This is a genomic window from Streptomyces sp. NPDC002623, assembly GCF_053592635.1.
Map to the genome: position 1 here is coordinate 43,803 of NZ_JBSFWB010000051.1, position 15,168 is coordinate 58,970.

The following is a 15,168-nucleotide window of genomic DNA, read 5'->3' on the forward strand; positions in this document are numbered from 1 at the left end:
TCGCTGTGGTAACCCTAGGGAAAATCGCCGTCCGCAGGCTGGTAACGTGCACCGTGGTCCCGGTGGCCAGAGACATGCACACCGTGACCACAGCCGATGAGCACATCCGGTCTTCACAGCCGGACACGGCTGACTTCCCGCCCGGAACCCTTTGGGGGGAGCGGGGTCCTGTATACAAACCGTCCGCCCGCACCAAGGCTCGGCGGACAACCAGGGACGCGGCCGTGCTGAGCATCGACACGGCCCCTTCCCGACGACGCATGACGTGGTGCGCCTTCGAGGTCGCCGTACGAGGAGGGGATGTCGATGACCGACGCCCATGAGTTCATACCGGCCGCCAAGCCTGTGATCTCCGAAGAGGAGATCGAGGCTGCCGTGCGCGTGCTGCGCAGCGGCATGGTCGTCCAGGGGCCCGAGGTGGCCGCGTTCGAGGAGGAGTTCTCGGAGCTGGTCGCCGGCCGCCACTGCGTCGCGGTCAACTCCGGCACCTCAGCGCTGCACCTTTCCCTCCTCGCCCTCGGTCTCGGCCCGGGCGACGAGGTCATCGTGCCGTCGTTCTCCTTCGCCGCCTCCGCCAACGCGGTGCGGCTGGTCGGCGCCGACGTCGTCTTCGCCGACATCGACCCGGAGACGTTCTGTCTGGACCCGGCCGCGGTCGAGGCGGCCCTGTCGCCGCGCACCGCCGCGATCATGCCGGTGCACCTGTACGGTCACCCGGCGGCCATGGACAAGATCATGGCGATCGCCGAGCAGCACGGGCTCGCCGTGATCGAGGACGCCTGCCAGGCCCACGCGGCCGCACTGCACGGCACCCCGGTCGGCGCCTTCGGCGCCGCGGGCACGTTCAGCTTCTACCCGACGAAGAACATGCACAGCCTCGAGGGCGGCATGATCTCCACCGGGGACGCGGAGACCGCGCGGACCCTGCGCCTGCTGCGCAACCAGGGCATGGAGAAGCGCTACGCCAACGAGATCGTCGGCGCGAACGTGCGGATGACGGACGTGTCGGCGGCCATCGGCCGTGTGCAGCGACGCAAGCTGGACGGCTGGACCGAGCAGCGCATCGCCAACGCCGCGTTCCTCACCGAGCACATCACGACGCCGAACGTGATCACGCCCAAGGTGGCCGACGGCGCCCGGCACATCTACCACCAGTACACGGTCCGCATCCAGGGCGACCGCGACGCCGCCATGGCCAAGCTGACCGAGGCCGGCATCGGCAACGCGGTGTACTACCCGACGCCCATCCACCGGCTGAAGCCGTACTGGGAGCCGGACCAGAAGGCGGGTCGCACCTGGGACCTGCCCGAGACGGACCGCGCGGCCGCCGAGGTCGTGTCGCTGCCCGTGCACCCGGCCCTGTCCACGCAGGACCTGGAGCGCATCGTCACCACCGTCAATGCTCTGGGGGAGCAGCTGTGAGCACCGGGAAGTCGCTGCGGGCGGGACTCGTCGGCCTCGGTTCCATGGGGCGTCACCACGCCCGTGTCCTGTCGGGTCTGGACGGCGTCGACCTCGTCGGCGTCGTCGACCCGATGGGCGACAAGTTCGGCGCCGCCCAGGGCGCGCCGATCCTGGACACCGTCGAGGAGCTCATCGCCCTCGGCGTGGACTACGCCGTCGTGGCCTGTCCGACCGCGCTGCACGAGCCGGTCGGCTTGGCGCTCGCCGAGGCCGGCGTGTGCGCGCTGGTCGAGAAGCCGCTCGCGGAGTCCGTGGACGGCGCCCGCCGTCTTGTCGAGGCGTTCGAGTCGCGGGGCCTGGTGGCCGGCGTCGGTCACATCGAGCGCTGCAACCCGGCGCTGATGTCGCTGCGCGCCCGGCTGGAGGCCGGCGAGCTGGGTGACGTCTACCAGGTCGTCACCCGTCGTCAGGGTCCCTTCCCGCACCGCATCGCAGACGTCGGCGTGGTCAAGGACCTCGCCACGCACGACATCGACCTCACCGGCTGGGTGACCGGTCGGCAGTACGTGTCCATCGCCGCGCACACCGTCTCCAAGAGCGGCCGTGAGCACGAGGACATGGTCTCCGCGGTGGGTCGGCTCGACGACGGCACCATGGTCAACCACCTGGTGAACTGGCTGAGCCCGCTCAAGGAGCGGTTCACCTCGGTCACCGGTGAGCGCGGCTGCTTCATCGCCGACACCCTCACCGCCGACCTCACGTTCCACTCCAATGCCGCGGTGACCACCGAGTGGGAGGCCCTGCAGGCCTTCCGCGGTGTCTCCGAGGGCGACATGATCCGGTACGCCATCCCGAAGCGCGAGCCGCTGCAGGTCGAGCACGAGCTCTTCCGCGACGCCGTGCTCGGCAAGGAAGCCGACATCTGCACCCTGCGCCAGGGCATGCGCACCGTCGAGGTGGCCGCTGCGCTCCTCGAATCGGCCACGACGAACACCAGCGTTACCCTTCCGGTGGAGGACCTGGCCGTCCATGGCAGCTGAGCATCACACATCGGGGGAACGGTGCGTGCTCGGTAGGACTCCTATGTTCTGTGAGACTTTCCCCGCAGGACCCAGCCGTCTCGGCTGGCGGAGACCAGGAGCCCGAGCATGAGTGCTGCGCCTGACGTCAGTGTCGTCGTCGCGGTCTACAACACGATGCCGTACCTGACGGAGTGCCTGAACTCCCTGGTCAAACAGACCATCGGACGTGAGCGCCTGGAGATCGTCGCTGTCGACGACGGCTCCACGGACGACAGCGGCCGCGAACTCGACCGGTTCGCGGCGCTGTACCCGGACACCGTCAAAGTGATCCACCAGCCGAATTCCGGCGGCCCGGCCGCGCCCAGCAACCGTGCGCTGGACGTGGCCACCGGCCGTTATGTGTACTTCATAGGCTCCGACGACTACCTCGGCGAGGAAGCCCTCGAGCGCATGGTGAAGTACGCCGACAAGCACGACTCGGACGTCGTGGTCGGCAAGATGGTCGGCACCAACGGTCGGTACGTGCACCAGGAGCTCTTCCAGCACGGCAACCGCGAAGTCGCCCTGGACGAGCCGGGGGTGCCGTACACCCTGGCCAACACCAAGCTGTTCCGCCGGGAGATGGTCGAGAAGCACGGGCTGCGCTTCCCGGAGCACATGGCCGTGGGCAGCGACCAGCCGTTCACCATCGAGGCCCTCGTGCGGGCCCGCAAGATCTCCGTGGTCGCCAACTACACCTGCTACTACGCGGTCAAGCGCGGCGACAACAGCAACATCACCTACCGTGCCGACCACCTCTCCCGGCTCGAGTGCACCGCCGAGATGATGGGCTCCGCAGCCGCCCTCATCGAGGCCGGACCGCAGCGTGACGCCCTGCTGCGCCGGCACTTCACCTGGGAGCTGGCCAAGCTGGTCCAGGACGACTTCCCGGGTCTGGACCGCGAGCTCCAGCGGCGGATCTGCGCGGGCATCGCCGAGCTGGCCGACGCGTACTTCACCGACGGCATCCGGGACGCGATGGACGTCAAGCGCCGGGTGCGCATCGCGCTGGCCCAGGCCGGCGCGGTCGACGAGCTGGTCGAGATGATCAGCTCGGAGGCGGAGAGCGGGGTCACGTTCCTCGTCGAGGACGACCGCGCCTTCGCCCGCTACCCCGGCTTCCGCGACCCGCGCCTCGGCCTGCCCGACCGCTTGTTCGAGGTGCTGCCGGGGGGTTCGGTGGCAGCCCAGCTCGCCCCGGGCACCCGGCTGCTCGCCTCCGACTGGGAGCAGGAGGGCGAGGGCCTCACCTACACGGTGTCCGTGCGGGTGCCCGTCCTCGGCGGCCTCGACGGGGTCGGCCTGCGGCTCGCGAACGGCGCCATGCCCAAGTCGGCCGACAAGCCGGGGGCACGGAAGCTGAAGAGCGGCGCCAAGCTCCCGGAGACGGTCGGCGAGCAGGTGGTGAAGCCCGCCGAGGACGGCGCCTCCGGTGTGCTGCACGCCCGGATCCCGCTGGAGTACGTCACGGCCAAGCGCGGTGTGCGCCTGTACGTGACTCTCGTCGGTACGACGTACGAGATCCCCGTGCGCGGCACGGACCTGCCCATGCCGCTGGCCCGCCAGTGGGGGCGGGAGGGGGACCCCTACCGGGCGTCCGCCCTGGTCAACGACAAGGGCCGCGTCGTGATCGACACGGCCCAGATGCACCCGCCGAAGAGGGCACTGATCCTCCGGGCGCTGGCAGCTCCCCCCCGGAAGCTGAAGTCCCTGGCCGGCCGCGTGAGAGCGGTCGGCGTCAGAAAGTTGAAGTCCGCCGGTTTCAAGAAGCCGACCGGTTCCAAAAGGAAGTAGCGACCCTCCATGAACATCTGTGTAGTAGCACTCGGCAAGATCGGCCTCCCGTTGGCCGTGCAGTTCGCCTCCAAGGGCCACCGGGTCATCGGCGCGGACGTCAACGAGAAGGTCGTCGAGCTGGTCAACGCCGGCGTCGAGCCGTTCCCCGGCGAGCACGACCTCGACGTCAAGCTGAAGCAGGCCGTCGACGCCGGTCTGCTGAGCGCGACCACGGACACCGCGTCCGCGGTCGCCGAGTCCGAGGCCGTCGTCGTGGTCGTCCCGCTGTTCGTGGACGCCGAGGGCACCCCGGACTTCGGCTGGATGGACTCCGCGACGAAGGCGATCGCGCAGGGCCTCAAGCCCGGCACGCTGGTCTCCTACGAGACGACCCTCCCCGTCGGCACGACCCGCACCCGCTGGGCGCCGATGCTGGCCGAGGGCTCGGGCCTGACCGCGGGCGAGGACTTCCACCTGGTGTTCTCCCCGGAGCGCGTGCTGACCGGCCGGGTCTTCGCCGACCTGCGCCGCTACCCCAAGCTGGTCGGCGGCGTCGACGAGGCGTCCGCGGCCCGTGGCGTGGAGTTCTACGAGCAGGTCCTCGACTTCGACGAGCGCGCCGACCTGCCGCAGGCCAACGGCGTCTGGGACCTGGGCACCGCCGAGGCCTCCGAGCTGGCCAAGCTGGCCGAGACGACCTACCGGGACGTCAACATCGGCCTGGCGAACCAGTTCGCGCGCTTCGCCGACCAGAACGACATCGACGTCAAGAAGGTCATCGAGGCCTGCAACTCGCAGCCCTTCAGCCACATCCACCAGCCGGGCATCGCCGTCGGCGGTCACTGCATCCCGATCTACCCGCGGATGTACCTGTGGAACGACCCGGCCGCGACCGTCGTGCGCTCCGCCCGTGAGGCGAACGCCGCGATGCCCGAGTACGCCGTCGACCTGCTGGCCGCCGCCTACGGCGACCTGACCGGCGTGGGCGTGCTGGTGCTGGGCGCCGCGTACCGCGGTGGCGTGAAGGAGACGGCCTTCTCGGGCGTCTTCCCGACCGTCGAGGCCCTCAAGGCGCGCGGCGCGGTCCCCTTCGTCTCGGACCCGATGTACACCGACGAGGAGCTCGCCGCCCACGGTCTCACCCCGCACGCCGGCGAGAAGGTCACCGCGGCGATCCTGCAGGCCGACCACGCCGAGTACCGCACCCTGACCCCGGCGGACCTGCCGGACGTCACCGTCCTGGTCGACGGTCGCCGCACGACGGACCCGGAGGCCTGGAAGGGCGTCCGCCGCGTCGTCATCGGCGGCTGAGCAGCACCCGCGTAACAGACGGCTCGGGCCCTTCCTCGTACGGACGAGGAAGGGCCCGAGCCGTTCTGTGTCGACTACTGTGCGCCCACGGTCGGCCGGGTGCCGGGCCGACTGAGGGGCTGCACGGACGGGCCGATGCGGCGCAGCCGGCGTTCCGCCGGGTGCTCCACCCACTGGTACGCAGCGCCCGCGGCGGCCAGGCTGGCCGTCAGCACGCCGGCCCAGAAGACGAGCGTCTCGGCGCCGGGGGCGGGTTTGCCCCAGTGGAAGACGGCCGCCCGGATCACGATCTCGTGGATCAGGTACCAGGCGAACGACCAGTGCCCCAGCCTGATCATCCAGGCCCCGCCGAGACCGGTGCGCCTGCCGTCGAGATCGGCGCGGGCGGCAGCGCAGATCAGGGCCGCGAAGATCGGTGCGGACAGCCACTGCGACGCGGTGTAGGGGCTGTACCAGAGGGCGTCCGGCACCGCGTGCGACCAGGGGATCAGGGCCAGATGCCAGCCGATGACGAGCCCGGCGGCCGCCCACAGGGGAACGGGAGGCCGCCAGCCGCGCTTGAGCGCCAGCCCGGCCACCACACCCAGCACAAACTGCAGGGAGCGGGTCAGCGGCAGGTAGTTGAGCGCCCAGCTGCGGCTATCGGGCGAGAGCCCGGACAGCGCGGGCCACAGTGCGAACATGGCGCAGGTGGCGGCGGCTGCGGTCCAGACCCAGACCCGGGCGCGGCGGCCCGCGAGCAGGGCCAGCAGCGCGGGGAAGATCAGATAGAAGAAGGCCTCGTCACTGATCGACCAGGCCGCCGGGTTCGCCCCGGTGAACATCACGGGCTGCGGGAACCAGGCGTGTATCGACAGCAGTGTCGCCGCCGTCGTCCCGAGCGACACGGCGTGACCCATGAAACTCCACACGGCGACCGACAGCCCGACGCTGACCGCGAGCAGCGGCCAGATCCGGGCGAAGCGCCGCCACAGGAAAACCTTGACGGGGATCCGGGCGCCGTCGTACGTCCAGGCGAGGACGACACCCGAGAGAACGAAGAAAAACGTCACACCGCTACGGCCGTACCAGACCGTCTCACTGAGGTACGGGACGAAGCCGACCTTTCGTGACAGGTGGTACAGGACTACGAGAAGGGCCGCCCAGAAGCGCAGCCCGGTCAGCGACGGCAGCCGGTCGCGACCGGGCGCGCGTGTCTGGAGGTCATGAGGAATCCTTCGGTGTCAGGGCAGCAGGACGCGGTCGAACTCTTCCCGTACGACCGGCCAGTCCCATGCTGCCAGAGCGTGTGCGGATGCAGCCTGTCCGGCCTGCCGCCAGCTCTCGGGGGTCGCCGTGACCTTCAGGATCCGCTCGGCGGCCTCCTGCGGGGTGGCGACGACCCAGTCGGCGGGGAACAGGGTGCGGGCGCCGTTGGCCTGGCCCGCGAAGAACGGCCAGTCGCGGCCCACCGGCACGGCCCCGCTCGCGGCGCCCTCGACGAACCCGCAGTGGAAGCTCTCCCGCACGGAGGAGCTCAGGATGACGCCGACATCGGTCAACGCGGCCGGGATGTCGTCCAGTTGGCCGAGCCTGCGGACGGCGCCCGAGGGCTCCAGCTCGGCCAGGTCCTGGCGGTAGAGCCGGGCGTAGGCGCGGGCGGCGGCGCTGAGCTTCGCGTCCACGTCCTCGCCGATCAGCAGGAGGCGGTAGCGGGGGTCCTCGGCGCGCAGGATGCGCAGCACCTCGATGGCCCAGCGGGGGTCCTTGGCCACCGACGAGATGCCCGTCACGCCGAGGGTGAAGCGCGCCTCGTCCGTCTTGGGGCGGGCCTGGGCGGTCAGGTCCATGGCGTTGGCGATGACGTGCAGCCGGGGGCCCGGCCGGTCCTGCCCGGCCGCGAGCTGCGGCACGACCGCGACGGTCAGGTCGCGCAGATGGGCGCCGACGAAGATCAGGTCGTCGACACGGGAGAAGTCGACCAGGAACGGCCACGGGCTGAAGGTCTCGGCGCTGTGCAGGCGCACGACGATCCGGGTGTCCCCGGGGTCGACGGAGGTCAGCAGCGCGGCCGGTCCGACGCACCAGTCGACGAACGCGGTGTCCGCCCAGTCCAGGTGCGGACGCAGCAGTTCCTCGGCCCGCCGGCCGAACTCCGGCTCCTCGCCGAGGCGGTGGGCCGCGATACGGGTGAGGGAGCCGGCCAGCTCGTCGAGGTCCGGCTCGTCCTTCAGGTCCAGGGAGCGCACCTCGACGTCGGGGTGGGCCTGGTAGTGGTCGTGGATCTCGCGCAGGAAGTTCGCGTTGCCCCAGGTGACGAACAGCAGGCGCAGCGGCCGGTCGGTCGGCGGGGCGGCGGCCTCGGTGGCCCGGCCCGCTCCCTCGGTCAGCGCCCGGACGGCCGAGCTGGCGTGCAGCTGTGCCAGGTAGGCGCCGGGGTCCTTGGCGAGCGGGGAGGAGGTCCGGTCGAAGTGCAGCACCCGGTGGAAGGAGAGCTGGAGCGCGCGGACCGCGGAGGCGGCGGCTGTCGTGGCGTCGCCGTCGGCCAACTGGGCGTCGGCGTAGGAGAGTTCGGCGGAGACCGCGGCGGTCAGGGCACGCGGGGTCCGGCCGCGCGCCAGTTCGAGCCGGGCCGCGTCGCCGAGCAGGTCGGCCCGGTGGCGCGCGTTGCTCGTGCGGCTGGCGGCGGAGCTCAGGGTGAGCACCGCGCCCTCGGGCCGGTTGGCCTTGTCCAGGCCCTCACGCACGCGCTGGGCGATACGGAAGCGCAACGAGTCGGACAGACCCGGGGCCGACACCACGAACCGCCAGGCGCGCGCACCCGCGCCGGTCCGCAGCACGCTCGGGTGAAGTGCGCGTCGGGCCACCGCTCCGGGCAGCCGCAGAACCCCCCGTTTGACGTTCGTCATGCGCGCGGGCTCCCCGCGAGCGCGGGGCGGACGGCGTCGCTCAGCTGCTCGGCCGCGGGGGCCATCAGCAGGCCGCGGGTGAACCGCGCGGCGTGGGCGCGTGCTTCGGCCCGCTGCTCGGCGGTCGTCTCGACGGCCATCCGGGCCGCCTTGACGAACGAGTCCGCGATGCCCTCCACGTCGAGGCCGCAGGCCCCGGTCCACAGGGGGTGCCCGGCGAGCACGGCGGAGGCGTCGTGGTCCACCTCGTGGGCGGAGACCACCGGCAGCCCCGAGGCCATGAACTCGTACACCTTGCCCGAGGTGACGAAGCGGCCGCCGACGAGCATCAGGACCAGCGCGTCCCAGCGGCCGTAGGTCGGGCCGACCTCCGCCTTGGGCACCGGGCCGCCGAAGAGGACGCCGTCGGGCTCGGCCTGCCGGATGAGGGTCATATGGGCGTTGGCCTCACGGCTGGCGCCCGCGCCGATGTGCCCGCGGATCTCGAACCGGGACCTGGCCACCAGGGGGTCGCGTTCCCGGGCCGCCCGCCAGCCGTCCAGGACGGTGGCGAGGAACGCGGGCTTGAAGTTCACCGAGCCCAGGTAGCCGAAGGTCAGGCCCTTCTCCGGGTCCGGCCGGCCGTGCACCTCGGGGACGCTGTCCGGGTCGAAGCCGTTGCGCACCACGTGCACCCGCTCGGCGAGCTGCGGGTAGCGCTCCCGGTAGAAGTCCGCGATGGGGTCGTTGACGCACCAGATGGCGACGGCCTGCGACAGGACGCGCGTCTCCCACTCACCCGACTCGGAGTCGTGGGTGAACGCCTCGCCGCCGCCGATGACGTCGACCGACCAGCCGTCCCGGAAGTCGATCGCGTAGGGGACCTTGTGCGTCTCCCACAGCTTCCAGGCGGCCGCCAGGTTGACGTACGGCGCGCAGCTCGCCAGCAGCAGGTCGGCGGGGAACTCCTCGTGGATGTCCACGACGCCCTGCTCCAGGGCCGCCCGCCAGCCGCCGAACACCGGCTCGGGGAAGTGCTCCAGGTGGCGGTCGCGCTCCCGCTGCATCCAGCGGATCGGGTTCAGCGCCCGGTCCTCGGTGAACAGCCGGATGTCGGTCTCCAGGTCCTCGCGGGCCAGCGGGAGCTCGACGATCCGCACCCGCGGGTCGACCGGGTCGGACAGGGTGTGGTCGAGCCCGTACTCGCGCTCCCAGGACTCCTCCGCGATCGTGAGCACGGTCACGTCCCAGCCGAGCTCGACGAACTTGTTCGCCGTCTCGCGCATCCGGTACGCACAGCTCTTGGCCGCGGGCGGGAAGCCGATGGCCAGGTAGATCATGTGCGGACGGACTCCGTCGGGGCGTGGGCCCGTCGTCCTGGTGCGCTTGATCACGTTTCGCAAGGGGTGCTCCGAGAGACTGATGGAACGGTGACGAGTACGGGCGCTCGGTCAGGCTTCGATGATGGCCTGGACGGCGCGCACGGCGGCGTTCCCGTCACCGTACGGCGTGCCGCGCGGGGTCTCGGGCGCCGGGCGCGTGGCGAGCTCGGTGAAGCCGGGGGTCTCGTGCGGGTCCGGCACGAGGTGGTTCCAGCCGTCCTCGAGGGTCTCGACCCACTCCGTCTCCGGGCGGACGGTGGTGCAGGCGCGGCCCAGCAGGAAGGCCTCCTTCTGCAGGCCGCCGGAGTCGGTGACCACACCGGCGGAGCCGAGGACGGCGCCGACCAGCCCGGCGTAGGGAAGGGGACGGCCGACGTGCACCGCGCCCTGGTTCAGCTTGATGCCGTGCTGCTCGGCGCGGGCCACCAGGCGCGGGTGGGCCAGCAGCGCCACCGGCACGGGCAGGGCGGCCAGCGCGCCGATGATGGCGGCGAGCCGCTCGGGGTCGTCGGTGTTGTCCGGACGGTGCAGCGTGGACACCAGGTAGGGGGCGTCGGCGTCGATGCCCTCGGGCAGCGCCGGGCTGGGGTGCTCACCGGCGAGCACGGCGTCGCGGATGCGCAGGCACACGTCGACCATGACGTCGCCGACGAGCGTGGAGCGGTGGCTCAGGCCCTCGTTGGCGAGGTGGCGCATGGCCTCCTCGGTCGGGGCGAGGAGCAGGTCGGCGGCGTGGTCGGTGAGGACCCGGTTGTGCTCCTCGGGCATGCGCCGGTTGAAGGAGCGCAGACCGGCCTCGAGGTGGGCGACGCGGTAGTGCAGCTTCACCGCGGACAGCGCGCCGGCGACGGTCGAGTTCGTGTCGCCGTATACCAACACCCAGTCGGGCTTCTCCGTCTCCAGCACCTTGTCCATGGCGGCGAGGACCGCGCCCGTCTGCTCTCCGTGACCGCCGGAGCCGACGCCGAGGTGCACATCGGGGTCGGGGATGCCGAGGCCCGAGAAGAAGACGTCGGAGAGGTCCGCGTCGTAGTGCTGGCCGGTGTGCACGATGACGTGCTCGTGAGGGGTGTCGGCGAATGCAGCCGCGATCGGGGCGAGCTTGACCAACTGGGGGCGTGCGCCCACGACACTGATGACCTTCACGTGCGCTGCTCCTGCCAAATTAAACGTATGGACGGCCGAACCCAGATCATACGGGCGTGGCGGGGAGCGACGTCGCGCCCTGGCGACGGCCCGGCGACGACCCGGCAACGGGCGTGCAACGGCGCGGCACGGGCCGTTGGGGGGCTCTTCGCTGAAGGTATGCTGTGTTGCGCTGGGTTATCGGGTTTGTAGCCGTGCCGTTAGCGCCCAAGTGCACTGCACGAGACGCCCGCTTTGGACGGAACTGGTGTGCGAGCTCGAACATCCTTGCGGGCTCCTGCAACGTGCCAGAAGCTTCAGATTTCAGGAAAGGCACACATACATGGAGCTCGACAGCACCGACGGGCAGAGAAGGCCCAAGGCCTCCCGAGGCCGAATTGTGATGCTGGTCGACAACGGTGTCCGAAATGACTCGCGTGTCCAGAAGTCGGCTCGATCTGCCGCCGAAGCCGGGTGGGAGGTCGTTCTTTTCGGAATCTCGCCCGCTCCCGAGATCCAGACCTGGAACATCGGCGACGCCGAGGTCCGTCTGGTGCCCAAGCCGGGTCTGCTCGGCCCCAGCCGGCAGGACAGGCACGGGCTGCGCTGGCGCAGCCCGTTCGCGTATCGCACGCCCCAGATTGCCAGTTACCGCAAGCAGCAGGTGAAGGCCTGGCGCGCGGACCTCCGCTTCCGCGCCGCCGCGGCCAAGGCCGACGGCCCCGGCAAGCCGAGCGCCAGCGGCGCTGCCGCCCGGCTGATCGTGCCCAAGGCCGCCGCGAAGCTGACCGGCAAGTGGGTCTCGCTGCGCTCGCGCATGACCGGCCGCGCCAAGCGGAAGCGGTCCAAGTTCAACACCCCGCTCGACCATCTGCAGATCAAGTTCTGGCAGCTCACCATGGGCCAGCGTGCCTGGCGTCGGCTGCTGCCGTACCTGTGGGACTTCGAGCTGGCCTTCGGCCCGCACATCGACGAGCTGAAGCCCGACCTGATCCACGCGCACGACTTCCGCATGCTCGGTGTGGCCGCCCGTGCCGCCGTCCGGCTGCGCGCCGAGGGACACCCGGTCAAGCTGGTCTGGGACGCGCACGAGTTCGTCCCCGGCCTGCACTCCCACCAGGACCGCTGGATCCCCGGTCACGTGGCGTGGGAGAAGGAGCACGCGGTGTTCGCCGACGCGGCGATCACCGTCTCGCCCTCGCTCGCCGAGCTGCTGGTCAAGGGCCACAAGCTGACGGAGACGCCCTACGTCGTCCTGAACGCCCCGGTGATGCACCCGGCCGCCGACGAGGTGGCCGACGTGGACCCGGTCCCCGACCTGCGCGAACTGTGCGGCGTCGACGCGGACACCCCGCTGCTGGCGTACTGCGGCGGCATCAATCCGGTGCGTGGCGTCGAGACCATCATCGAGGGCCTCACGCACATGCCGGACGTGCACGTCGCGCTGGTCTCGCTGCCGCCGTCGGGCAAGCACTTCCCCGCCACGAAGAAGATCATCGAGCTGATCGAGGAGCTGGGCGTCGGCGACCGCGCCCACATCCTGCCGTTCGTGCCGCACTGGCAGGTGCCCGAGTTCCTGTCCACGGCGGACGCCGCGGTCAGCCCGCTGCACCACCTGCCCAACCACGAGCTGGCCCTGAGCAACAAGTTCTTCGAGTACTCCCAGGCCAGGCTGCCGCTGGTGGTCAGCGACATCCGCACCATGGCGGAGATGGTCGAGAAGACCGGCCAGGGCGAGATCTTCAAGGCGCAGGACACCGAGGACTACGTACGCGCCGTCAAGGCCGTCCTCGCCAACCCGGACAAGTACCGGGCGGCCTACGACGACCCGGGCCTGCTGGAGAAGTGGACCTGGGAGGCCCAGGCCGTGGTCCTTGACCAGATCTACAGCCGGCTGCTGCCCGGCGACGGGAAGACCGTGTGACGGGACGGCTGTGACCCACGGCGTCGGTCCGGCCGACGAAGCGACGGAAACGTCTCTTCGCCGGACCGACGCCCACAGCATGTCCCCGGCACGGAACGCAGAACAGGTGGAGGACCTCCTCACATGACCCACGTACTCCTGATCGCCGGCACGGCGCCGACGCTCTCGATGCTGAAAGCCGCCGTCGACCAGTTCCGGGCCGCGGGAGCGACCGTTCAGCTGGCCGGCTACTTCGAACGCGAAGCGGTGGACGGCGTCCTCGACGCCGCCGACGTGTGCTCGCTGCCCGAAGCGGCCACCGAGCGGAGCGTCGCCTTCGGCAAGCGCGTCGCGAAGCTGCCGCCCGCCCGCAGGACCTGGGCAGGCACGGAACGCAACCGGTGGGTCCTCCGTCACGCACGCCGCGCGCAGGTCCTCGTCGCCCTGGACGCGCACGCCGTCTACACCGTCTGGCGGCTCGCCGAGCGCAACCGGCGCGCCGACGCCGTCTTCGGCGTCGCGCCCGGCCTGCGGGCCCTCCAGGCGCGCGGCGAGCGTCCGATGCACTACGCGCTGCGGGACGCCGTCCGTACCGTCCCGTCCCCGGCCGTCACCCTGCGCTCCACCAAGCGCGGCGTGCGGCACAGTGCGGGCGCCGTGCTGCGCCGGGCGTCGTCGCCCGCCGTGATGCGCACCGCGATCGGCGCCAAGGCCTGGCGGACCGCGGTCATGGCGCCCAAGGTGCCGGACGCGATGCGCGCGAAGCTGGCCCGCCGGGTGAGCCTGAGCATGACCAAGGGCGGCCGGAAGACGGGCGCCACGCTGGTGCTGAACCAGGCCGCCGACCGGATCGGCAACCGCAAGCTCAGCGCGGCCCTGCTGGCCGACGCGGCCCGCGCCGACCTGGCCCGCGCGCACGACAACCCCAAGCTCCGCAACAAGGCCATCGAGGCCGCGCTGGTCCTCGCGGACCAGCGGTACAAGAAGAAGGACCTCGGGGCCGCGGCCGACCAGCTCTCCACGGCGTTCGGCCTCGCCTTCAACCGGAGTCTGCACTTCGACGGCGTGTCCTCGCCGATGGCCGACGACCCCGACGCCTACCTCGCCGCCTTCCGCAAGAGCGCCGCGTTCCAGGCGCTCTCCGCACCGCGCGGCCGCGCGCTGCCGGCCGCGCCGGCGCCGACCGACCGACCGCTGCGCCTGCTGGTCACGACGTACGCCAACGCCGCCTTCCTGAAGGCGATCCGGGACCGCTACGAGCACCACCCCGACGTCGAGATCCGCTTCCTCGACGTCAACGAGGACGAGACGCTGCGTCCGCTGGTCCGCGGCATCAAGCGGATCATGGAGCACGCGCTGGGCGGTCAGCCGGCGTTCCAGGCCAAGCTGGAGGAGGCCCTGCGGCCCCACCTGGACTGGGCGGACACCGTCTTCGTCGACTGGTGCACCAACGCGGCCGGGATATTCACCGCCGTCGACCCCGGCACCACGCGCATGGTCATCAGGCTGCACAGCTACGAGGCCTTCGCGTTCTGGCCGCACGTCGTGGACTTCACGCGGGTCGACGATCTGATACTCGTCAGCGACCACCTGCGCGAGGTCGTGGAGAAGGTCCTGCCGCAGCTGGCCGGACCGGACACCGCCACGACCCACGTCGTCGCCAACGCCATGGACCTGGTGCCCTTCGAGCGGGAGAAGACCGGGCCGGACGCCCGCTTCAACCTGGGCCTGGTCGGCGTCAGCGCCGTGGCCAAGGACCCGCGCTGGGCGGTGCAGGTGCTGCGGCTGCTGCGTGAGAAGGACGAGCGCTACCGCCTGGTGATCATCGGCGAGGGCCTGCCGCGCAAGGCGGGCGCCGCGGTCCGCGCCTACGACGACCTCCTCCAGGCCGACCTGGCGGAGCTCGAGGCGGCCGGCGCCGTGCACCTGGTGGGTCAGACGGACGACGTGCCGGCGGCGCTCACCGAGGTCGGCGTCATCCTCAGCAGCTCGGTCCGCGAGAGCTTCCACTGCGGACTGGTGGAGGGCACGGTCAGCGGCGCCCTCCCGGTCGTCCGCGACTGGCCGTTCTTCGCCTCGCTGAAGAACGGGCCGCGCACGCTCTTCCCGACCGACTGGGTCGTCTCGACGCCGGAGGAGGCCGCGGAGCGGATCCTGAAGCTCACGGTCACCGAGGAGAACTGGCACGCGGCGACGGAGCCCGCCGCGAAGCACGCGCTGACCATGTGGGACTGGTCGGTGGTGAGCCGGGAGTTCGACCGGCTGCTGCTGGGCGAGAAGGCGTAGTACGCCGCACGGATTGCCGAAAAGGGGGTCGGCCGCGTCCTGTTGGACGCGGC

Annotated in this window: 10 protein-coding genes; 6 read left to right on the forward strand and 4 right to left on the reverse strand. The window is 71.1% G+C overall.

Annotated features, from left to right (window positions below; all coding sequences use genetic code 11):
• The first annotated feature begins 306 nt into the window (after positions 1-306).
• From ACWD4O_RS44320 to ACWD4O_RS44335, 4 genes are all read left to right on the forward strand, one after another.
• Positions 307-1,422 (forward strand): DegT/DnrJ/EryC1/StrS family aminotransferase, encoded by a 1,116-nt coding sequence (locus ACWD4O_RS44320; protein ID WP_351916931.1) that lies wholly within the window; start codon positions 307-309, stop codon positions 1,420-1,422.
• Complete coding sequence (locus ACWD4O_RS44325) at positions 1,419-2,444, forward strand: Gfo/Idh/MocA family protein (protein ID WP_450945912.1); 1,026 nt, start codon at positions 1,419-1,421, stop codon at positions 2,442-2,444. The genes ACWD4O_RS44320 and ACWD4O_RS44325 overlap by 4 nt, the downstream gene beginning before the upstream one ends.
• 108 nt (positions 2,445-2,552) lie before the next feature.
• The gene (locus tag ACWD4O_RS44330) at positions 2,553-4,259 is read left to right on the forward strand and encodes a glycosyltransferase family 2 protein (protein ID WP_451288723.1); all 1,707 of its coding nucleotides are present in this window, start codon (positions 2,553-2,555) and stop codon (positions 4,257-4,259) included.
• A 9-nt stretch (positions 4,260-4,268) separates the two neighbouring features.
• Entirely contained in the window at positions 4,269-5,552 is a 1,284-nt protein-coding gene (locus ACWD4O_RS44335; RefSeq protein ID WP_451288724.1) for a nucleotide sugar dehydrogenase, read from the forward strand.
• A 74-nt stretch (positions 5,553-5,626) separates the two neighbouring features.
• On the opposite strand, the gene ACWD4O_RS44340 is transcribed toward ACWD4O_RS44335, so the two are convergent.
• The 4 genes from ACWD4O_RS44340 to wecB form a co-directional block, all read right to left on the reverse strand.
• Positions 5,627-6,766: an acyltransferase family protein gene (locus ACWD4O_RS44340; RefSeq protein ID WP_451288733.1), complete on the reverse strand. Its 1,140-nt coding sequence runs from the start codon at positions 6,764-6,766 to the stop codon at positions 5,627-5,629.
• Positions 6,767-6,775: 9 nt separating this feature from the next.
• On the reverse strand, positions 6,776-8,440 hold the full coding sequence (locus tag ACWD4O_RS44345) for a glycosyltransferase (protein WP_451288725.1): 1,665 nt from the start codon (positions 8,438-8,440) through the stop codon (positions 6,776-6,778).
• Positions 8,437-9,759 carry a glycosyltransferase family protein gene (locus ACWD4O_RS44350; protein WP_351916942.1) on the reverse strand — a complete coding sequence of 441 codons (1,323 nt, stop codon included), beginning with the start codon at positions 9,757-9,759 and terminating at the stop codon, positions 8,437-8,439. Before ACWD4O_RS44350 ends, ACWD4O_RS44345 begins: the two co-directional genes overlap by 4 nt.
• 111 nt (positions 9,760-9,870) lie before the next feature.
• The gene (gene wecB / locus ACWD4O_RS44355) at positions 9,871-10,947 is read right to left on the reverse strand and encodes a non-hydrolyzing UDP-N-acetylglucosamine 2-epimerase (protein ID WP_451288726.1); all 1,077 of its coding nucleotides are present in this window, start codon (positions 10,945-10,947) and stop codon (positions 9,871-9,873) included.
• A gap of 322 nt (positions 10,948-11,269) precedes the next feature.
• On the opposite strand from wecB, the gene ACWD4O_RS44360 reads away from it, so the two are divergent.
• Positions 11,270-12,850: a glycosyltransferase family 4 protein gene (locus ACWD4O_RS44360; RefSeq protein ID WP_451288728.1), complete on the forward strand. Its 1,581-nt coding sequence runs from the start codon at positions 11,270-11,272 to the stop codon at positions 12,848-12,850.
• Positions 12,851-12,973: 123 nt separating this feature from the next.
• Entirely contained in the window at positions 12,974-15,115 is a 2,142-nt protein-coding gene (locus ACWD4O_RS44365) for a glycosyltransferase (RefSeq protein ID WP_451288729.1), read from the forward strand.
• Positions 15,116-15,168 lie beyond the last annotated feature (53 nt).